The sequence below is a fragment of the Dactylosporangium sp. CA-092794 genome, from assembly GCF_050948465.1.
Classification (GTDB): domain Bacteria; phylum Actinomycetota; class Actinomycetes; order Mycobacteriales; family Micromonosporaceae; genus Dactylosporangium.
On record NZ_CP192044.1, the window covers coordinates 2383958 to 2402264 of the forward strand.

General features: G+C 73.0%; 19 protein-coding genes. 11 read left to right on the top strand and 8 right to left on the bottom strand.

Annotated features, from left to right (window positions below; genetic code table 11):
• The first annotated feature begins 25 nt into the window (after nucleotides 1–25).
• The 7 genes from argC (at nucleotide 26) to argH (ending at nucleotide 7676) form a co-directional block, all read left to right on the top strand.
• Nucleotides 26–1030: an N-acetyl-gamma-glutamyl-phosphate reductase gene (gene argC, locus ACQPXD_RS10480; RefSeq protein ID WP_432837178.1), complete on the top strand. Its 1005-nt coding sequence runs from the start codon at nucleotides 26–28 to the stop codon at nucleotides 1028–1030.
• Complete coding sequence (gene argJ, locus ACQPXD_RS10485) at nucleotides 1027–2199, top strand: bifunctional glutamate N-acetyltransferase/amino-acid acetyltransferase ArgJ (RefSeq protein WP_432837179.1); 1173 nt, start codon at nucleotides 1027–1029, stop codon at nucleotides 2197–2199. The genes argC and argJ overlap by 4 nt, the downstream gene beginning before the upstream one ends.
• The gene (argB, locus tag ACQPXD_RS10490; RefSeq protein ID WP_432837181.1) at nucleotides 2196–3092 is read left to right on the top strand and encodes an acetylglutamate kinase; all 897 of its coding nucleotides are present in this window, start codon (nucleotides 2196–2198) and stop codon (nucleotides 3090–3092) included. The genes argJ and argB overlap by 4 nt, the downstream gene beginning before the upstream one ends.
• Entirely contained in the window at nucleotides 3089–4264 is a 1176-nt protein-coding gene (locus tag ACQPXD_RS10495) for an acetylornithine transaminase (RefSeq protein WP_432837183.1), read from the top strand. The genes argB and ACQPXD_RS10495 overlap by 4 nt, the downstream gene beginning before the upstream one ends.
• Nucleotides 4261–5169, top strand: coding sequence for an ornithine carbamoyltransferase (gene argF / locus ACQPXD_RS10500; RefSeq protein ID WP_432837185.1), 909 nt, complete (start codon nucleotides 4261–4263; stop codon nucleotides 5167–5169). The genes ACQPXD_RS10495 and argF overlap by 4 nt, the downstream gene beginning before the upstream one ends.
• Nucleotides 5166–5669, top strand: coding sequence for an arginine repressor (argR, locus tag ACQPXD_RS10505; RefSeq protein ID WP_432837187.1), 504 nt, complete (start codon nucleotides 5166–5168; stop codon nucleotides 5667–5669). Before argF ends, argR begins: the two co-directional genes overlap by 4 nt.
• 576 nt (nucleotides 5670–6245) lie before the next feature.
• Nucleotides 6246–7676, top strand: a complete 1431-nt coding sequence (gene argH, locus ACQPXD_RS10510; protein ID WP_432837189.1) for an argininosuccinate lyase — start codon at nucleotides 6246–6248, stop codon at nucleotides 7674–7676.
• Nucleotides 7677–8601: 925 nt separating this feature from the next.
• On the opposite strand, the gene ACQPXD_RS10515 is transcribed toward argH, so the two are convergent.
• Both ACQPXD_RS10515 and ACQPXD_RS10520 read right to left on the bottom strand, forming a co-directional pair.
• Nucleotides 8602–9063: a cupin domain-containing protein gene (locus tag ACQPXD_RS10515; protein WP_432837191.1), complete on the bottom strand. Its 462-nt coding sequence runs from the start codon at nucleotides 9061–9063 to the stop codon at nucleotides 8602–8604.
• A 15-nt stretch (nucleotides 9064–9078) separates the two neighbouring features.
• A complete protein-coding gene (locus ACQPXD_RS10520; RefSeq protein ID WP_432837193.1) occupies nucleotides 9079–10230 on the bottom strand; it encodes an Ig-like domain-containing protein in 1152 nt (383 codons plus the stop codon).
• Nucleotides 10231–10376: 146 nt separating this feature from the next.
• Between ACQPXD_RS10520 and ACQPXD_RS10525 the strand changes: the two genes are divergently transcribed.
• On the top strand, nucleotides 10377–10589 hold the full coding sequence (locus ACQPXD_RS10525) for a DUF4236 domain-containing protein (RefSeq protein ID WP_432837195.1): 213 nt from the start codon (nucleotides 10377–10379) through the stop codon (nucleotides 10587–10589).
• A gap of 57 nt (nucleotides 10590–10646) precedes the next feature.
• Here the strand turns inward: ACQPXD_RS10525 and ACQPXD_RS10530 are convergent, their stop codons facing one another.
• Nucleotides 10647–11090 carry a hypothetical protein gene (locus tag ACQPXD_RS10530; RefSeq protein WP_432837196.1) on the bottom strand — a complete coding sequence of 148 codons (444 nt, stop codon included), beginning with the start codon at nucleotides 11088–11090 and terminating at the stop codon, nucleotides 10647–10649.
• An 84-nt stretch (nucleotides 11091–11174) separates the two neighbouring features.
• Between ACQPXD_RS10530 and ACQPXD_RS10535 the strand changes: the two genes are divergently transcribed.
• The 3 genes from ACQPXD_RS10535 to ACQPXD_RS10545 are packed head-to-tail and all read left to right on the top strand — an operon-like array spanning nucleotide 11175 to nucleotide 13101.
• On the top strand, nucleotides 11175–11534 hold the full coding sequence (locus tag ACQPXD_RS10535) for a GntR family transcriptional regulator (protein ID WP_432837198.1): 360 nt from the start codon (nucleotides 11175–11177) through the stop codon (nucleotides 11532–11534).
• Nucleotides 11531–12409 carry an ABC transporter ATP-binding protein gene (locus ACQPXD_RS10540; RefSeq protein ID WP_432837200.1) on the top strand — a complete coding sequence of 293 codons (879 nt, stop codon included), beginning with the start codon at nucleotides 11531–11533 and terminating at the stop codon, nucleotides 12407–12409. The genes ACQPXD_RS10535 and ACQPXD_RS10540 overlap by 4 nt, the downstream gene beginning before the upstream one ends.
• On the top strand, nucleotides 12406–13101 hold the full coding sequence (locus ACQPXD_RS10545; protein WP_432837202.1) for an ABC transporter permease: 696 nt from the start codon (nucleotides 12406–12408) through the stop codon (nucleotides 13099–13101). The genes ACQPXD_RS10540 and ACQPXD_RS10545 overlap by 4 nt, the downstream gene beginning before the upstream one ends.
• 358 nt (nucleotides 13102–13459) lie before the next feature.
• Here the strand turns inward: ACQPXD_RS10545 and ACQPXD_RS10550 are convergent, their stop codons facing one another.
• The 5 genes from ACQPXD_RS10550 to ACQPXD_RS10570 all read right to left on the bottom strand — a co-directional run bounded on the left by ACQPXD_RS10550 (nucleotide 13460) and on the right by ACQPXD_RS10570 (nucleotide 18285).
• A complete protein-coding gene (locus tag ACQPXD_RS10550; RefSeq protein ID WP_432837204.1) occupies nucleotides 13460–14047 on the bottom strand; it encodes a DNA-3-methyladenine glycosylase in 588 nt (195 codons plus the stop codon).
• Entirely contained in the window at nucleotides 14044–14685 is a 642-nt protein-coding gene (locus tag ACQPXD_RS10555; RefSeq protein ID WP_432837206.1) for a TetR/AcrR family transcriptional regulator, read from the bottom strand. The genes ACQPXD_RS10550 and ACQPXD_RS10555 overlap by 4 nt, the downstream gene beginning before the upstream one ends.
• Before the next feature lie 8 nt (nucleotides 14686–14693).
• Nucleotides 14694–16211: an MFS transporter gene (locus ACQPXD_RS10560; RefSeq protein ID WP_432837208.1), complete on the bottom strand. Its 1518-nt coding sequence runs from the start codon at nucleotides 16209–16211 to the stop codon at nucleotides 14694–14696.
• Between the two features lie 101 nt (nucleotides 16212–16312).
• Nucleotides 16313–17170, bottom strand: a complete 858-nt coding sequence (locus tag ACQPXD_RS10565; protein WP_432837210.1) for a GNAT family N-acetyltransferase — start codon at nucleotides 17168–17170, stop codon at nucleotides 16313–16315.
• Nucleotides 17167–18285: a M20 family metallopeptidase gene (locus tag ACQPXD_RS10570; protein ID WP_432837212.1), complete on the bottom strand. Its 1119-nt coding sequence runs from the start codon at nucleotides 18283–18285 to the stop codon at nucleotides 17167–17169. The genes ACQPXD_RS10565 and ACQPXD_RS10570 overlap by 4 nt, the downstream gene beginning before the upstream one ends.
• Nucleotides 18286–18307 lie beyond the last annotated feature (22 nt).

The following is an 18307-nucleotide window of genomic DNA, read 5'->3' on the forward strand; positions in this document are numbered from 1 at the left end:
GCTGCATAGCGATACAGTCGACCGTATGGGAATACGTGTCGCCGTAGCGGGCGCCTCAGGGTACGCCGGCGGTGAGCTCCTGCGGCTCATCGCCGGCCACCCCAACCTCGAGCTTGCCGCCGCCACCGGGTTCGCGCAGGCCGGATCGACGATCGGCAGTGTCCACCCACACGTGCGATCGCTCGCGGGCGTGGTGCTCGCCAAGACCGAAGCGGCCGCGCTCGCCGACGCCGACCTGGTGTTCCTCGCGCTGCCGCACGGCGAGTCCGCGGCGATCGCCGCGCAGCTGCCCGAGTCGGTGAAGATCGTCGACCTCGGCGCCGACTTCCGGCTGCGCGACGCCGCGGCCTGGACCAAGTACTACCCGGGCCCGCACGCCGGCACCTGGACCTACGGCCTGCCCGAGCTGCCCGGCCAGCGCGAGCTGATCGCCGCGTCGAGCCGGGTCGCCAACACCGGCTGCTACGCCGTCACGACGATCCTCGCGCTGGCGCCGCTGATCGCGGCCGGGCTGGCCGACCCCGACGACGTCGTGGTGGTCGCCGCCTCCGGCACCTCCGGCGCGGGCCGCTCGGCCAAGCAGCACCTGCTGGCCACCGAGGTCATGGGGTCGATGTCGACCTACAAGACCGGCGCCCACCAGCACGTGCCGGAGATCAAGCAGGCCAGCGGCGCCCGCAGCCTGTCGATGACGCCGATGCTGGCCCCGATGCCCCGGGGCATCCTCGCCACGGTCACCGCCCGGCCGCTCGGCGGCGCCGACCCGCGGGCCGTGCTCGCCGCCGCCTACGAGGGCGAGCCGTTCGTCCACGTCCTGCCCGAGGGCCAGTGGCCGCTGACCGGCGCCACCTTCGGCTCCAACTCCGCCCACCTACAGGCGACGGCCGACGTCGACAGCGGCCGGATCGTCGTCGTCTCCGCCACCGACAACCTGGTCAAGGGCGCGGCCGGTCAGGCGATCCAGAACGCCAACCTCATGCTCGGCCTGCCCGAGACCGCCGGCCTCGCGATCGACGGGATCGCGCCGTGAGTGTTACCGCACCGAAGGGCTTCCGGGCCTCGGGGGTTGCCGCGGGCATCAAGGCGGCCGGGGCGCTCGACGTGGCGCTCGTCGTCAACGACGGGCCCGACACCACCGCCGCCGCGGTGTTCACCGGCAACCGCATCAAGGCCGCGCCCGTGCTGTGGAGCCAGCAGGTGCTGCGGGCCGGGATCGTGCGGGCCGTCATCCTCAACTCCGGCGGCGCCAACGCCTGCACCGGCCCGGCCGGCTTCCAGGACACCCACGCCACCGCCGAGCACACCGCCGCGGTGCTGTCCGGGCGGGCCTCCCGCTTCCCGGTCGGCCCCGGCGACGTCGCGGTCTGCTCGACCGGGCTGATCGGCGAGCGGCTGCCGCTGCCCAAGCTGCTCTCCGGCGTCGACGCGGCCGCCCGCGCCCTCGCCCGCGACGGCGGGCCCGACGCGGCCAAGGCCATCATGACCACCGACACGGTGCCGAAGACCGCCGTCCACGCCGGCGAGGGCTTCACCGTCGGCGGGATGGCCAAGGGCGCCGGCATGCTCGCCCCGGGCCTGGCCACCATGCTCGTGGTGCTCACCACCGACGCCGTCGCCGACGCGTCCACACTGGACGGCGCGCTGCGCACGGCCACCGCGGTCACCTTCGACCGGATCGACTCCGACGGCTGCATGTCGACCAACGACACCGTGCTGCTGATGGCCAGCGGCGCGTCGCGGATCGAGCCGACGCCCGACGAGCTCACCGCGGCGGTCACCGCGGTCTGCGCCGACCTGGCCCGGCAGCTCATCGCCGACGCCGAGGGCGCCACGAAGGAGATCGCCATCGCGGTGACCGGCGCGGCCTCGGTCGCCGACGCGGTCGAGGTCGGCCGGTCCATCGCCCGCAACAACCTGGTGAAGACCGCGTTCTTCGGCAACGATCCGAACTGGGGCCGGATCCTGGCCGCGATCGGCACCACGGCCGCGCAGTTCGAGCCCGACGAGGTCGACGTCGCCATCAACGGCGTGTGGATCTGCAAGGGCGGCGCCGCCGGCGAGGACCGCTCCAAAGTGGACCTGAGCGCCCGGGCGGTCGCCGTCACGGTCGGGCTCAACGCCGGCGAGGAGTCCGCGACGATCTGGACGAACGACCTTTCCCTGGGGTACGTCCACGAGAACTCGGCGTACAGCTCGTGAGGGGCCGCATCAACGGCCGGGACCTGGGCATCGCGCTGGGCAAGGCCAACACGCTGATCGAGGCGCTGCCGTGGCTGGAGCGCTTCTCCGGCTCGACGATCGTGGTGAAGTACGGCGGCAACGCGATGCTCGACAACGAGCTCAAGCGCGCGTTCGCGGCCGACATGGTGTTTCTGCGCCACGCCGGGATGCATCCGGTCGTCGTGCACGGCGGCGGCCCGCAGATCTCGGCCATGCTCAAGCGGCTCGGCATCGAAAGCGAGTTCAAGGGCGGCCTGCGGGTCACCACCGCGGAGACCGCCGACGTGGTGCGGATGGTCCTCGTCGGGCAGGTCGGCCGGGAGCTGGTCGGGCTGATCAACGAGCACGGCCCGCACGCGGTCGGCATGTCGGGGGAGGACGCCGGGCTGTTCACCGCCGTGCGCCGGCCCGCCATCGTCGACGGCGCCCCGGTCGACATCGGCCAGGTCGGCGACGTCGAGCGGGTCAACGTCTCGGCCGTCGCCGACCTCATCGCCGCCGGGCGGATCCCGGTGGTGTCGACGGTCGCGCCGGACGCCGACGGGGTCCTGCACAACCTCAACGCCGACACCGCCGCCGGCGCCCTGGCCGTGGCGCTGCAGGCGCGCAAGCTCGTCGTGCTCACCGACGTCGAGGGGTTGTACCGCAGCTACCCCGACCCGTCGACGCTGATCTCGCAGCTGACCGCCGATGAGCTCGCGGAGCTGCTGCCGTCCCTGGAGTCGGGGATGGTGCCGAAGATGGAGGCCTGCCTGCGGGCGGTCAAGGGCGGGGTGCCGGCCGCGCACGTCGTCGACGGGCGGGTGCCGCACTCGCTGTTGCTGGAAGTGTTCACGTCGGAGGGTTTCGGGACCATGGTGGTGGCGCAATGACGGGCTCGCTCACTGACCGCTTCGAGGCGTCGGTGATGAACACCTACGGCCCGCCGTCGCTGGGGCTGGTCAGCGGCAGCGGCGCGGTCGTGGTCGACGAGGCCGGCCGGTCGTACGTCGACTTTCTCGGCGGCATCGCCGTCAACCTCCTCGGCCACGCCCACCCCGCCGTCGTCGCCGCGGTCAGCCGGCAGATCGCCACCCTCGGCCACGTGTCGAACCTCTTCGCCTCGCCTCCGGTCGTCGCCCTCGCCGAGCGGCTGCTCGCGCTGGCCGGCCGCCCCGGCGCGGTGTTCTTCGGCAACTCCGGCGCGGAGGCGAACGAGGCCGCGTTCAAGCTGTCCCGGCGCACCGGCCGGACGAAGATCGTCGCGACCGAGGGCGGCTTCCACGGCCGCACCATGGGCGCCCTCGCGCTCACCGGCCAGCCCGCCAAGCAGCAGCCGTTCCTGCCCCTGCCCGGCGAGGTCGTGCACGTGCCCTACGGCGACGCCGAGGCGCTCGCCGCCGTGGTCGACGACGCGACCGCGATGGTGCTGCTGGAGCCGATCCAGGGCGAGTCGGGTGTGGTGGTACCGCCGGCCGGGTATCTGACGGCCGCCCGGGAGCTCACCGCGCGGCACGGCGCCCTGCTCGCCCTCGACGAGGTGCAGACCGGCATCGGCCGGACCGGGTACTGGTTCGCCCACCAGGCCGAGGGGGTGCGCCCCGACGTCGTCACGCTCGCCAAGGGCCTCGGCGGCGGCCTGCCGCTCGGCGCGATGATCGCCTTCGACGACGCCGCGACCCTGCTCGGCCCCGGCATGCACGCCTCCACCTTCGGCGGCAACCCGGTCTGCTGCGCGGCCGCCCTCGCCGTGCTCGACACCATCGAGGCCGAGCACCTGCTCGACGCGGCCAAGCGGCAGGGCGAGCGGCTCCGCCGCGGCGTCGAGGCCCTCGGCCACCCCCTCGTCACCGGCGTGCGCGGCGCCGGCCTGCTGCTCGGCATCGTGCTGCGCGGCCCGGCCGCCGGCGCGCTCGCCGCCGTCCTGCGCGACCAGGGCTTCCTCGCCCAGGCGGCCCAGCCTGACGTGCTGCGCATCGCCCCGCCGCTGATCCTCAGCGACGAGCAGGCCGACGCCTTCCTGGCCGCCCTCGGCCCGGCCCTGAACGCGGTGCGGCCGTCATGACCCGCCATTTCTTACGCGACGACGACCTCAGCCCCGCCGAGCAGCTGGAGATCCTCGAGCTGGCCGCGGCCATGAAGGGCGACCGCACCGGCTTCCGCCCCCTCGCGGGCCGGTCGGTGGCGGTCATCTTCGAGAAGCAGTCGCTGCGCACCCGGGTCTCCTTCGAGGTCGGCATCGCCCAGCTCGGCGGTACCCCGCTCATCATCGACGCGCTCAGCACCCACTTCGGCCGCGGCGAGACGCTCGGCGACGCGGCCAAGGTGCTGTCGCGCTACGTCGACGCGATCGTCATCCGCTCCACCGCCGACGCCCGGGTCGCCGACCTGGCCGCCGCCGCGACCGTCCCCGTCGTCAACGCCCTCACCGACGGCTTCCACCCCTGCCAGCTGCTGGCCGACCTGCAGACCATCCGCGAGCGGCTCGGCGGGACGCGGGGCCGCACCCTGACGTACCTCGGCGACACCGGCAACAACATGGCGCACTCCTACGCCCTCGCGGGCACGATCGCCGGCCTGCGCGTCAGGCTGTGCGGGCCCGCCGGGTTCGAGCCCGACCCGGCCGTGCTCACGGCGGCCCGCCGGCACGGCGTGGTCGAGCTGATCGCCGACCCGGCCGAGGCCGCCAAGGGCGCCGACGTGCTGGTCACCGACACGTGGACGTCGATGGGACAGGAGAGCGACGGGCTGGACCGGCTGACCCCGTTCCGGCCGTACCAGATCAACGGCTCCTTGCTGGTCAACGCCAAGCCCGGCGCGATCGTGCTGCACTGCCTGCCCGCACACCGCGGCGAGGAGATCACCGACGAGGTGATGGACGGCCCGCAGTCCGCGATCTGGGACGAGGCCGAGAACCGCCTGCACGCCCAGAAGGCCCTGCTGGCCTGGCTGCTGGAGCGCCAGTCATGAGCGCCCCGACGACCAAGGCGGCGCGGCTGGACCGGATCTCGGCACTCATCCGCGGCGCCGCCGTGCGCTCCCAGACCGAGCTCGCCGAACTCCTGGCCGGCGACGGCATCCAGGTCACCCAGGCGACGCTCTCGCGCGACCTGGAGGAACTGCGCGCGGTGAAGGTCCGCGGCGCGTACCTCATCCCGGAGGACGGCGAGCGCGCGCTGCGCCCGGCCGAGCCGGCGCCGACCCGGCTGATCCGCCTGCTGCGGGAGCTGCTGACGGGCGTGGACTGCTCCGGCAACCTGGTGGTGTTACGCACGCCGCCGGGCGCGGCGCAGTTCCTGGCCAGCGCCATCGACCGGACCGGGCTGCCGGACATCGTGGGGACGATCGCGGGGGACGACACGATCCTGGTCGTGGCCCGCGAGTCCCCGGACCCGTCCCGGCCGCCGTCGGCGGGGGAGCTGCTGGCCGCCAAGCTCACCGCGTGGAGCCAGCCGGGCGAGGACCACTGACCGCCGCCGCCCCACCCTCGCCGGACGAAAAGTCCAGACACTTCGTGTCCGGACTTTTCGGACTTATACCCCGACGGCGTATAAGTCCGAAAAGAGCGAATTTCTCGTGGCTGATTCGAGGTGTCGGGTGGCGGGCCGGCTGTGCGTTCGGGCTGCCGGTCGGGCGCCGCGACCGGAAGTCTCCGTGATCATGCGCGAATCGCCGTGCGCACCACGGGTTTTTCATGATCGCGGAAGGGCGATGTACCCATGGGTACCTTAAGTCTCCGCGATCATGAGAAACCGGCCCTGTGCCGGACGGAGTCGCATGATCACGGAGAGATTCGTTCGCTCCGGCCACGGCTGCGGCCACGGCCACGGCCACGGCCACGGCCACGGCCACGGCTGCAGAGCGCCCGACTTGTCGGTTTCGCGGCGGTGCGTGAGGTGACGGGCTCGAGTTCGGGCTGGCGTCCCGAAGTGGCCTGCGGAGCGTGGCGGTAAAGCGCCGTAGTCGGATATTTCGGAAATGTCATTCTTGTCGATGACGGATCGCACCGAGGCGATCTTGCGAAGGTGTTGTGGAAGGATCGTTGCGTGGCTTCTGAGACTCCGACCCGCCTGTGGGGCGGACGCTTCGCCGGCGGGCCCGCCGAGGCGCTCGCCCGCCTGTCCGTGAGCGTGCAGTTCGACTGGCGGCTCGCCCCGTACGACCTCGCCGGCTCCCGCTCCCACGCCCGCGTCCTGGCCCGGGCCGGCCTGCTCGACGCCGAGGAGCTCGGCCGCATGCTCGCCGCCCTCGACGACCTCGAGTCGGCGTGCGCCACCGGCGAGTTCCGCCCGACCGTCGACGACGAGGACGTCCACACCGCCCTGGAGCGGGGGCTGCTGGAGCGGCTCGGCGCCCTCGGTGGCAAGCTGCGCGCCGGGCGCTCCCGCAACGACCAGGTCGCCACCGACCTGCGGCTGTACCTGCGCGATCACGCCCGCGGCGTCGCGGCCCGCATCGTCGAGCTCGCCGACGCGCTGCTGGAGCAGGCCGCCCGGCACGTCGAGACGCCCGCGCCCGGCTTCACGCACATGCAGCCGGCCCAGCCGATCGCGTTCGGCCACCAGCTGTTGGCCCACGTCCAGGCGCTGCTGCGCGACCTCGACCGGCTGCGCGACTGGGACGCCCGGGCCGCGGTCAGCCCGCTCGGCGCCGGCGCGCTGGCCGGTTCGTCGCTGCCGCTCGACCCGACGCAGGTGGCCAAGGAGCTGGGCTTCACCTCCGCCGCGCAGAACTCGATCGACGCCGTCGCCGACCGCGACTTCGTGGCCGAGTTCCTGTTCGTGGCCGCGCTCACCGGCGTGCACCTGTCCCGCCTCGGCGAGGAGGTGGTGCTGTGGACCACGCCCGCCTTCGGCTGGGTGCAGCTCGACGACGCGTTCGCCACCGGCTCGTCGATCATGCCGCAGAAGAAGAACCCCGACATCGCCGAGCTCGCGCGCGGCAAGTCGGGCCGGCTCGTCGGGCACCTCACCGGCGTGCTGACGATGCTGAAGGGGCTTGCCCTGGCGTACGACCGCGACCTCCAGGAGGACAAGGAACCGGTCTTCGACGCCGTGGACACGCTGGAGCTGGTACTACCCGCCCTGGCCGGCATGATCGCCACGATGACGGTCCGCGTCGACCGGCTCGCCGCGCAGGCCCCGGTGGGGTACACCCTGGCCACGGAGGTCGCCGAATGGCTGGTCCGGCAGGGTGTCGCGTTCCGGGATGCGCACGAGATCACCGGCAAGCTCGTCATGATCTGCGCCGCCCGCGACATCGGCCTGGACGAGGCCACCGACGAGGACTTGGCGGCGGTCAGCCCGCACCTGACCCCGGCCGTCCGCGATGTGTTCTCGGTCCCCGGCGCCCTGGCCGCCCGCACCACCCCCGGCTCCACCGGCCCCGGCCCGGTCAGCGACCAGCTCGCCATCGCCGCCGACCGCCTCGACCGCTGGCGCGACTGGTCCGCCGAACAGGTGATTCCCCGGGACTGAGCTGGGCATAACCGAGATCATGCGCAAGATCACTCAGGACGAGCTGGGCGGCCCGGAGGTCGAGGGTCGGGCCGAGCAGCGTCGGTGGCCGCCGAGCGTTTCCGGCGAGCCCTCGATCGGCTCGACCCAGCGGGCGCCGGGCGTCGCGACCAGAACTCTCCGCGATCATGCGGTAGTCGCCGCCGTATCGCCCGTTTTCCATGATCGCGGAAGAATTATGTACCCATAGGTACCATATGGTTCCGCGATCATGAGAAACCCGCCGCGCGTCGGCGGGAGGCGCATGATCGCGGAGAGATTTTGTCGCCGCCGCAAGCGTCGACCTCCGACCGGCGGACGAAGCCTCATCGAACGCGGCACGTAGCGCGCTTGGCTTGCCGGGAGCGGCACGGCACCGACTCGGCACCCGATGGCTGATTGGGCGCGGCGATGACCGGGGCCGGCGCGTAGCACGGCGAACGCAGCACGGCCAACGCCGCCCAGGCCGCTGGCCGCCCGCCCGCCGGCCGCCCGCCGGCCGCCCGCCGGCCGCCCGCCGGCCGCCCGCCGGCCGCCCGCCGGCCGCCCGCCGGCCGCCCGCCGGCCGCCCGCCGGCCGCCGGCCGGCCGGCCGGCCGGCCGCCCGCTGCCCGCCGCCGCCCGCTGGCCGCTGGCCGCCCGCTGGCCGCTGGCCGCCCGCTGGCCGCTGGCCCGAGGTGCTGCTGCCCGCCAGCGTGACCGAGCCGCTGTCGATCGCGTGCCGGCTGTGCCTGCGCGGCGTAATGCTGGAGCGGCGAAGCGGCGAAGCGGTGGCGAGGCCGAGTCGGTGCCGGACAGATGCCCCGATGGCACTTGAGTCTCGATTTATCGCCCGGCAGGGGATAAGTCGGTTAAATCCGGACGCGCCAGCGTCCGGATTTAACCGAAATCACCGATGTATACGAGAGCTACCAGCAGGCCTCGCGGGTCGGGACGCGGTCCTCGTCGGGCATGCGGATCGCGGCGGAGCGGGGTGGCTGCTGGTACTCGGCGTCGGTGACCTGCTCGCCCCACTCGGTCTCGGCGCCGTCCGGGTCGGTCTCGTGCGTGGAGACGACGGCGACGAACGTGTGCGGAGCGGCGCCGTGCCAGTGCCACTCGCCCCCCGCCACCACCACCGTGTCGCCGGCGCGGACCTCGTGGACCGGGCCGCCGCGGCGCTGGACGCGGCCCACGCCGTGCAGGATGTGCAGGACGCGGCCGTACGGGCAGCGGTGCCACGCCGTACGGGCGCCGGGGTTGAACTGGGCGTGGAACGTCGACAAGCGTGACGGCTCCAGCGCGGTCACGTCCCGGCCGATCCAGGCCACGCCCGAGTAGCGCTGTTGCGGCGCGGGGCGGCTGGTGGTCGGTGCGCGCAGGACTTCCATGTTGTGTTCCTCCTATCAGGCCTTGGTGTAGTCGGCCCAGGACATGTCCCAGGCGGTCCAGCCGTCGCCCGGGTCGAGCGGCACCCCGGTATTGCGGGTGACGACCGGGTCGCCGACGAGCGTGTTCTCGTAGAGCCAGCGGGCGTTGGCGGTGGACACGTTGGTGCAGCCGTGCGAGACGTTGCGCCTGCCCTGGTCGCCGACCGACCACGGGGCGGCGTGGATGTACTGGCCGCCCCAGGTGAGCCGCATGGCGTACTGGACCGGCGTGGTGTACTCGGGCGTGCGGAACACCGTCGAGGCCTCCCGCGACATGATCACGGTGGTGCCGCTCGAGCTGGGTGTCGACGCCTTGCCCAGGCTGACCGGCATGGCCTTGATCGGGGCGTCGTTCTGGTACACCGTCAGCTGCTTGGTGTTGTCGTCGATGTCGATGGTGAGCTTGCGGCCGATGGTGATCGACGCGGAGAAGTCCTCGTCGGCGTGGCCGTCGCCGATCTTGACGCCGTTGAGGAGCTTCCGGGCGGTGATCTTCGTGCCCGGCTGCCAGTACTGCTCCGGGCGGTACATGACCTGCCGGCCGTTGAACCAGTGCCAGGCGCCGGGCTGCGGCGGGTCGCTGGTGACGAACAGGCGTTGCTGGACGGCGGCGCGCGACTCCGGCGGTACCTCCTCGCCGAACTCCACGACGATCGGCATGCCGACGCCGTAGGTGCCGCCGTTGGTTAGCTGCAGGTCGGACGTGACGGCCTGGCCCGTGGGCTTGGCCGCCGTGGTGAAGGTCACCTGGCGGGTGACGGGCTTGCCGTCCGCGCCGACCGCCGTCACCTTCGCGGTGTACGACGTGCCGTAGCGCAGCGCCCCCGAGGGCACCCACGACGAGCCGTCCGTCCGGGCCTCACCGGCCACCTGCTGGCCCCCCGCATCAACCAGGGTGACGTCGGTGATCCGCCCGTCTTGGACCTTGGTGCCGATCTCGGTGCTGATCGGTACCGCGGCGTCGCCCGCCGCCGGCGTGATGGCCAGCCCCGCCGGCTTGGGCGGGGGCGCGGTGGACTTGGTCGCCGTGTGCTTCTTCGGGAAGCCGTGGCACGCGGTCAGGGCCGGCTGTACGACTACCGCGAGCACGAGCAGCGCGGTCGCGGTCCGCCGGCCGGACCCCTTCATGTTTTCTGCCGTTGTCTGTGCATAAGGGGCATCGTGGTGCCGACCCGGGCGAGCGCGGCAGCCGCAAACGGGTGAGCCCGGGTGGGAATTACCGAACTCGATGACCACCCCTGCGGTGCCGGGGTGGCGGGCATGGGTCATCCTGAATGGCGGACACCATCCCCGAGGAGGACCCGTTGCCGATCCTGTTCCGTAAGGCGTTCCGCATCGGCCCGCTGATGCTGAACTTCACCCCGAAGGGGTTCTCCTCGTGGGGGCTGAAGATCGGCCGCTGGTCGTGGAACTCGCGCACCCGGGCGCACCGCTACGACCTGCCCGGGCCGTTCTCCTGGCGCAGCAAGGGCAAGCGCAGCAGCTGAGGCCGGCGAAAAGGGCGGCCGCGCGTGGATCGCGGCCGCCCTTCGCCATGCGGAAGATTATTCGGGCGCGGGTACCGCCGCGATATGTAACGACGCCACGGGCAGTGCGCGCGGGTCGACGCTCCACTCCGCCGCGATCCGGAACACGTCCTGCTCGTCGACCAGCGCGTCCTCGTCGGACATGAAGACGTCCGCGCCGTAGGCCCGCGCCCACCGGTGCACGACCAGGCTGCGGTCGGTGGCGAAATACTGCACCTCGGCCCCGAGCCGCATCGACAGCGCCGCGATGCCGCTCCAGCGGAACAGCCACTTCCCCGCGACCAGCGTCCACTTCTCGACCGTGGCGACCACCACCCGGTCGTCGGTGAAGTGCGCCAGGTCGAGCCCGGTGCGCGGGTCCACGACCCCCAGGTCGCGCAGCCCGAGGGCCGCCATCACCGGCTCGGCCTCGGCCCGCACCGCCAGCCACGCCATCTTCGGCCCGAACCCCACTGTCGCCATGCATCGAACATAGCCCTTGACACCCGGGTTCGTCGGTTGCATGGTTAGTTACATGAGTAATGAACCGATGAACCCGGACCGCTGATGGACGACGGGCGGCCGATCTTCCTGCAGATCGCGGAGCAGATCGAAAACTCGATCATCGACGGGGGCCTGGCCGAGGAGTCGCAGGTGCCGTCGACGAACGAGCTCGCCGCCTTCCACCGGATCAACCCGGCGACCGCCGCCAAGGGCGTCAACCAGCTCGTCGACGACGGGATCCTCTACAAGAAGCGAGGCATCGGCATGTTCGTCTCCCCCGGCGCGCAGGCCAAGCTCCGGCAGCGCCGCCGCGACCAGTTCGCCGAGCAGTTCCTGCAGCCGCTGCTCGCGGAGGCGGCGAAGCTCGGCATCCACACCACCGAGTTGAAGTCGATGATCGAGCGGTACGAGGAGACCCGATGAGCCCGATCGTGAGCGCCCGCGGCGTGACCAAGCGCTTCGGCTCCGTCACCGCCCTCGACGGCGTGACGTTCGACCTGCGCGAAGGCGGCATCTACGGCCTGCTCGGGCGCAACGGCGCGGGCAAGACCACCCTCATGCAGGTGCTGACCGGTCAGCTGATCGCCTCGGGCGGCACGGTCGAGCTGTTCGGCGCGCACCCCTACGAGAACGAGCAGGTCCTCCGGCAGGTGTCGTTCATCAAGGAGAGCCAGCGGTACCCGGACAGCTTCCGCGTCCGCGACGCGCTCCTCGCCGGCCGGCTGCTGTTCCCGCACTGGGACGAGGCGTTCGCCCGCCGGCTGATGGACGACTTCGCCCTGCCGGCCAAGCGCGAGATCAAGAAGCTGTCCCGGGGCATGCTGTCGGCCCTCGGCGTCACGCTCGGGCTGGCCTCGCGCGCGCCGCTCACGTTCTTCGACGAGCCGTACCTGGGCCTGGACGCCGTCGCCCGCCAGCTCTTCTACGACCGGCTGCTGGCCGACTACGCCGAGCACCCGCGCACGGTGGTGCTCTCCACGCACCTCATCGACGAGGTGAGCGACCTCATCGAGCACGTCCTGCTCATCGAGCGCGGCCGGCTCGTGCTCGACGAGAGCGCCGACGCGCTGCGGGGCCAGGTGGTCACGCTGACCGGCCCGGCCGGCGCCGTCGACGCCCTCACCGTCAACACCGACGAGCTGCACCGCGAGCGCCTCGGCACGCTGACCCGCGCGACGGTGCGCGGCCGCGTCGAGCCCGGCCAGGCCCGCGCCGCCGGCGTCGAGCTGCAGCCGGTGTCGCTGCAGCAGCTGGTCGTCCGCATCACCACCGCCGACGCGAAGGAGCACGTGTCATGAACCGGATCGTGGCGATCGCCCGCCTGCAGGCTCTCGGCCGCCGTGACGCCCTGCTGTGGCCGGTGGCGATCCTGAGCATCGCGTTCGCCGTCAACCTGGTCCTGTTCGCCTCGATCGCGGAGCAGGTCCCGGACGACCCGATCACCGGCGCCCTGGCCAGCATCTACATCACCGCCCTGGTGTTCGGCGCGGTCTCGGTGACGCAGCAGTTCCCGTTCGCGCTGGGCATGAGCGTGACCCGCCGCGAGTTCACCGCCGGCCTGGGCCTGTTCGTGGCCGCGCAGACCGTCAGCTATTCGGTGCTCCTGGTGCTCCTGCAGGCGATCGAGGCCGCCACCAACGGCTGGGGCCTGCGGCTGCGCTTCTTCGGCCTGGGCTTCATCGGTGAGCACTCGATCCCCGCCCAGCTGGCCATCTATGCGGTGCCGATGCTGCTGATGACCCTGATCGGCGTGACGATCGGCGTCGTGTACCACCGCTGGCGCACCAACGGCGTCTTCACCGCTTCGGCCGTGCTGACCGTGGTCCTGGGCGGCGGCTCGGCCCTGCTGTACAAGTTCAACGGCTGGCCGGCCATCGGCCGCTGGCTGACCCACGCGAACCCGCTGGCGCTGTTCGCGGGCTGGCCCCTGCTGCTGGTGGCCCTGCTGGCCGCGGCCGGCTGGCTGTTCCTGCGCCGCGCCACCCCCTGACCAGGCTCCCGAAGCCGATGAGGCTCTCCAACCCGATGAGTCCGGCGCCGGCGCGCCGGACTTGCCGGCCGCGGCCGCGGTCCAGCCCGTCGCCCCGGCCACGGCCGCGGTCCAGCCCGTCGCCCCGGCCACGGCCGCGGTCCAGCCCGTCGCCGGAGAGGCAGAAGTGGCCGGCGATTGCGGCGGCGACGAAATCTCTCCGCGATCATGCGACTCCCGTCGGCGCGCGGCGGGTTTCTCGTGATCGTGGAACCATATTGTACCTATGGGTACATAATTCTTCCGCGATCATGGAAAACGGGCGATACGGCGGCGACTACCGCATGATCGCGGAGAGTTCTGGTCGCGATGCCGCGAGTCAGATCTTGCGCAGTCTTGGGGTGTGGCGGCGGTACTCGCTCACGGTCGGATCGTCGGTCAGCCAGTAGCGCCAGGGGAGGTCGTGTGCGCCGGTGACGCCGACGCGCGGGCCGGTCGAGATCGGGCCGGGCGGGGCGGCCGGCGCGCTCAGGTGGCCCTCCAGCAGGTACGTGCCGTAGAACGACCGGTCGATCGCCAGCGTGGTGCACAGCCGGGCGGGGCCGCGGGCCAGCTCGGCGTCGGTGCGCGCGGTCGGGCGGCGGGACCGCGCCCGCTCCAGGCCGGCGACCACCTCGCCGGCGCGCAGCAGGACGGCCGACGCGGTGCCCTCCGTGCCGGTCACGACATTGAGGCAGTAGTGCATGCCGTAGGTGAAGTAGACGTATGCGTACCCCGCCGGACCGAACATGATGGCGTTGCGCGGGGTGCGGCCGCGGTGTGCGTGCGAGGCAGGATCTTCCCCGGTGCCCGAGTAGGCCTCCACCTCGGTCAGCCGCACCGTCACCGGGCCGACCGTGAGGCGGCAGCCCAGCAAGGCGCGGGCGGCCGCCTCGACCGGTCCGGTCAGCGCGTCGAGCAGGGTCACGGGCGGATCTGCCCGATGCGCCGCACCAGATCGTCGACGGTCCGGTCCAGCGGCGGCAGCGGCATGCCGGGGCAGAACTGGCGGATCGTGACCGCCCCGTGCAGCGACGTCCAGAGCGTGGTGGCGTCGGCGAACAGGTCGGTGCTGGCCGACCGGCCCGCCTTCACGCACGCGGCCAGCGCGTCGACCAGAACTTTGAACGCGGCGAGCCGGCGCTCCCAGATCTCGGGCAGCGCGCCGAGGTCGGTGAAGGGGGCGATCTGCAGGCGGTTGGCCGCCTGCCGGCCGAACAGCACGCGGTAGCGCGCCGGATCGTTCATCGCGAAGCCGGCGTACGCCTGGCAGCCCGCCAGCAGCCGCTCCACCGGGTCGCTCGCGTCCTCGGCGGCGTCCAGGACCAGCCGGCGCAGCCGCTCGAAGGCGATGTCGAGCACGGCCTCGATGATCGCCTGGCGGTCGGCGAAGTGGCTGTAGATCGACGGGGCCGAGATGCCCGCCTCCCGCGCCACCGAGCGGAGGGTGAGCGCCTCCTCGTCGCCCTCCCGCTCCAGCAGCCGCTCCGCCGCCGCCACGATCTCGTCGCGCAGCAGGGCGCCTTCGCCGCGCCGGTTCCGGGTGCGGTGTTGTTGGACCTCCATGCGACCCATCATGCCGCCTGGGCGGCGAGCTCCGGCGCGGGCGCCGGGGCCGGGCCGGTCGCGGCGCGCGGAGGGCGGACCACCAGGACCGTCACCGCCATCAGCAGGGCGATCCCGGCCGCGATCAGCGCGCCGCGGTCCATCGCGTCGGTGAAGGCGCGGTCGGCGACCTCGATGACGTGCTGCGCGGCGGGCGCCGGCAGGGCGGCCGCGACGCCGTGGGCGGTGGGCAGGTCGGCACCGGCGGCGCCGATGGAGTCGCCGACCGAGGAGCGGTACGCCGAGGAGACCACGGTGCCGATCACCGCGATGCCCAGCACGCCGCCCAGCTCGCGGATCACGCCGTTGAGGGCGCTGGCCATCGAGGCGTACCGCGCCGGGACCGACCCGCTGATCTGCAGGCTGGCCGGCGCCATCAGCATGCCCATGCCGAGGCCGATGACCGCGGTACCGGCGGCGATCACCCAGAACCGCGTGTGCACGCCGGTGGTGGACAGCTGCACCAGGCCGGCCGCGGCCAGCAGCAGGCCCAGCGCCAGGGTGCCGCGCACGCCGAGGAGGCGGGTGATGAGCGGCGAGGTGGCCGAGGTCAGCGCCATGGCCACGGCGAACGGCATGGCGCCCAGGCCGGCGACGAGCGGGCTGTAGCCGTGCACCAGCTGGAGGTACTGCGAAAGCTCGAACAGCGTCCCGAAGAGCGCGAAGAACACCACGGCCAGCGACAGTGCGGCGACGGCGAAGGTCCGGTTGGCGAAGAGGTCCAGCCGCACCAGCGGCGCGGCCGCCCGGCGCTGCCACAGCAGGAACGCGGCGAGCAGCACGGCCGAGGCGGCGAACTCGGCCAGCGTCACGGCGTCGGCCCAGCCCCGCGACGGGGCCTGGATGATCGCGTCGACCAGGGCGGCGACGGCGGCCGTGGACAGCACCGCGCCGAGGATGTCGAGGCGCTCGCCGCGTACCGCCGGCACGGCGGGGACGACGGCGAACACGGCGGCGACGGCGAAGGCGACCAGCGGCACGTTGATCCAGAAGGCGCTGCTCCAGGAGAAGTGTTCCAGCAGGGCGCCGCCGGTGACCGGGCCGACGAGCACGCCGACGCCGGCCGCGGCCGACCAGGCGGCGAACGCCTTGGGCCGCTCCTGCGGGGAGAAGATCCGGGTGATGATCGCCAGGGTGGCCGGCATGACGAACGCGGCGCCGAGGCCCATCACCGCCCGCCAGGCGATCAGCTGGCCGGGCGAGTCGGACAGGGCCGCCACCGCGGAGCCGCCGCCGAAGACGACCAGCCCGCCGAGCAGGGCGTTGCGCGAGCCGAGGCGGGCGCCGAGGGTGCCGGCCAGGATCAGTGCCGAGGCGAAGACGAGGGTGTACGCGTCGGTGATCCACTGCAGGTCGGAGGTGCCCGCGTGCAGGGCGCGGGCCAGGGACGGCAGGGCGGTGTTGAGCACGGAGGTGTCGAGGCTGACGGCGATGAGCGCCAGGCTGAGCACCGCCAGGGCGGCCCAGCGGCGGGGGTACTCGGGCATCACAGAGACTCCTTACGGACGTGTGTTTACGTCCGTAAGATTAGGCACGTCAGTTAACGGCTGTAAAGTCAGTCCGTTCTGTGGTGGTCGTCACACTGTCTTCACGCGCCTCCCAGCAGGTAGCGCCCGTCGCGGGAGATGCCGGTGACCCGCAGCCCGGCGGCCAGACCGTCCAGGATCGCGTCGCGGACCGCGTGCCGCCAGCGCAGCGCCGCGCCCGGGTCGCGCAGGCGCAGGTCCTCCGCGTCGGCGGGCACGGCCACCGTGCGTACCCCCGCCGCGGCAACGGCGTGCGCGACCGGCTCGGTCCCGTCCGGCGAGGGCGAGACCGCGGCCACCGCGCCGGTCAGGTCGGCCTCCGCGAGCCGGCCCGCGGCCGCCGCCTCGGCCCGCGCGCCGGCGAGGCGCCACACCACGAGGATGCGGTCGCTCAGGTCGCCGCTGTTGATGCCGTCGGTCATCGCGTCATAGAACTCCGGCAGGTACTCGGCCGCGTCGGCGCCGAGCTTCTGCAGGTTGAAGTACGCATTGCGCCGGATGAGCGGGTCGTAGGTCCAGTGCACCTCGGGCACGCCCCGGGCCAGCGTCCAGGCCCGCTGGTGCAGCTTCAGGGCGAAGCCGACGCCCTGGCCGTGGCCGCCGCGCTCGACCCCGGCCAGGTGCGAGTGCAGGTGCCAGCCGGCGGCCCCGGCGTCGCCGCCCCGGCCGAAGAAGCCGATCGCGGTGCCGACCAGCGCCTCGCCGCGGTACGCACCGGCGACGTAGTTACCGGAGTGCGCATACGTACGCAGGATCACGGTGGAGGCGACCTCGGCCGGGTGGTCGGCCCGCCAGACCCGCTGCAGCAGCGCCGAGCACTCGGTCAGCTCCGCGGCCGAGGACAGCTCCACCACCTTGACCCCGACGCGGTCCGCGGCCTGCGCGGCCTGGGCCCAGGCCCGGGCGACCTCGCCGGTCACTCGTCCCGCCCGATGGCCGCGGTCAGGGTCGCGACCAGGGCGGCCCGCTCCGGCAGGCTCGACAGCTCGATCCACTCGCCCTCCGCGTGCGCGTTGCCGCCGATCGCGCCCAGCCCGTCGAGGGTCCGCACGCCGATGCCGGCGGTGAGGTTGCCGTCGGAGCCGCCGCCGACCGCCTCCGCGGTCACCGCGTCGCCGGTCAGCCGCCGGGCCAGCGCGAACAGCTCCGCCGAGGCCGACTCCGGCAGCGCCGGGCGGGCCGGGCCGAGGTCCACCTCGACCGCGGCGCCGGGCAGCACGGGGGCCAGGCCGCGCAGGGCCTCGTCGACCCGGCGCAGCTCGTCCTGGTCGAACGAGCGCGCGTCGACGCTGATCCGGGCCGCCGCCGGCACGGTGTTGCTGGTCGTGCCGATGACGGCGTCGGTCGGCGTGACGGTCGTGCTCCGCCCGGCGTCGCCGAGCGCGGCGATGCGCAGGATCTGGTGGGCCAGCTCGACGCCGGCGTTGATGCCGCGGTGCGGTGCGTTGCCGGCGTGGGCGGCCCGCCCGGTGACCCGGACCGTGTAGTGGGCGATGCCCTTGCGGGCCACCTTGAGCCGCCCGCCGGAGCTGCCCTCCAGCACCAGCGCCCCGGCCGCGCCGCGGGCGGTGTCCTCGATGAGCGCGGTCGAGGTCGGCGAGCCGATCTCCTCGTCGGCGTTGACCACGACCGCCACCCCGTCGAGGTCGGGCAGCGCGCTGAGGGCGTGGAACAGCACCACCAGCCCGCCCTTCATGTCGACCACACCGGGCCCGGTGGCCCGGTCGCCGTCGACCGAGAACGGCCAGCGGGCCAGCGTGCCGCGCGGCCAGACGGTGTCGTAGTGCCCGATGAGCACGACCCGCGGCGGCCCGTCGCCGAACCGCCAGCGCAGGTGGGGCCGGTCGGCGACGAGGATCCGCTCCGGCGCCTCGCCGATGTGGCGCCGGCCGAGCGCGGCGACCACGTCGGCGCAGCGGGCCAGCGCCTCGGGATCGGCGGAGGGCGATTCGACGCCGACCAGTTCGGCCAGATCGTCGCGCATGATGGGGGCATCGTCGGAAAGCTTGACCCGTAAGGTGTCCAGCGCCGTCATCCCCCCACGGTAGCGGCCCGGG

What these genes read in the sequence shown, in the direction of transcription:
- argC (WP_432837178.1), top strand. Translation starts at nt 26, where the DNA reads ATGGGAATACGTGTCGCCGTAGCGGGCGCCTCAGGGTACGCCGGCGGT.
- ACQPXD_RS10495 (WP_432837183.1), top strand. Translation starts at nt 3,089, where the DNA reads ATGACGGGCTCGCTCACTGACCGCTTCGAGGCGTCGGTGATGAACACC.
- argF (WP_432837185.1), top strand. Translation starts at nt 4,261, where the DNA reads ATGACCCGCCATTTCTTACGCGACGACGACCTCAGCCCCGCCGAGCAG.
- argR (WP_432837187.1), top strand. Translation starts at nt 5,166, where the DNA reads ATGAGCGCCCCGACGACCAAGGCGGCGCGGCTGGACCGGATCTCGGCA.
- ACQPXD_RS10515 (WP_432837191.1), bottom strand. Translation starts at nt 9,063, where the DNA reads ATGGAAGTCCTGCGCGCACCGACCACCAGCCGCCCCGCGCCGCAACAG.
- ACQPXD_RS10520 (WP_432837193.1), bottom strand. Translation starts at nt 10,230, where the DNA reads ATGAAGGGGTCCGGCCGGCGGACCGCGACCGCGCTGCTCGTGCTCGCG.
- ACQPXD_RS10525 (WP_432837195.1), top strand. Translation starts at nt 10,377, where the DNA reads ATGGCGGACACCATCCCCGAGGAGGACCCGTTGCCGATCCTGTTCCGT.
- ACQPXD_RS10530 (WP_432837196.1), bottom strand. Translation starts at nt 11,090, where the DNA reads ATGGCGACAGTGGGGTTCGGGCCGAAGATGGCGTGGCTGGCGGTGCGG.
- ACQPXD_RS10535 (WP_432837198.1), top strand. Translation starts at nt 11,175, where the DNA reads ATGGACGACGGGCGGCCGATCTTCCTGCAGATCGCGGAGCAGATCGAA.
- ACQPXD_RS10540 (WP_432837200.1), top strand. Translation starts at nt 11,531, where the DNA reads ATGAGCCCGATCGTGAGCGCCCGCGGCGTGACCAAGCGCTTCGGCTCC.
- ACQPXD_RS10545 (WP_432837202.1), top strand. Translation starts at nt 12,406, where the DNA reads ATGAACCGGATCGTGGCGATCGCCCGCCTGCAGGCTCTCGGCCGCCGT.
- ACQPXD_RS10555 (WP_432837206.1), bottom strand. Translation starts at nt 14,685, where the DNA reads ATGGAGGTCCAACAACACCGCACCCGGAACCGGCGCGGCGAAGGCGCC.
- ACQPXD_RS10560 (WP_432837208.1), bottom strand. Translation starts at nt 16,211, where the DNA reads ATGCCCGAGTACCCCCGCCGCTGGGCCGCCCTGGCGGTGCTCAGCCTG.
- ACQPXD_RS10570 (WP_432837212.1), bottom strand. Translation starts at nt 18,285, where the DNA reads ATGACGGCGCTGGACACCTTACGGGTCAAGCTTTCCGACGATGCCCCC.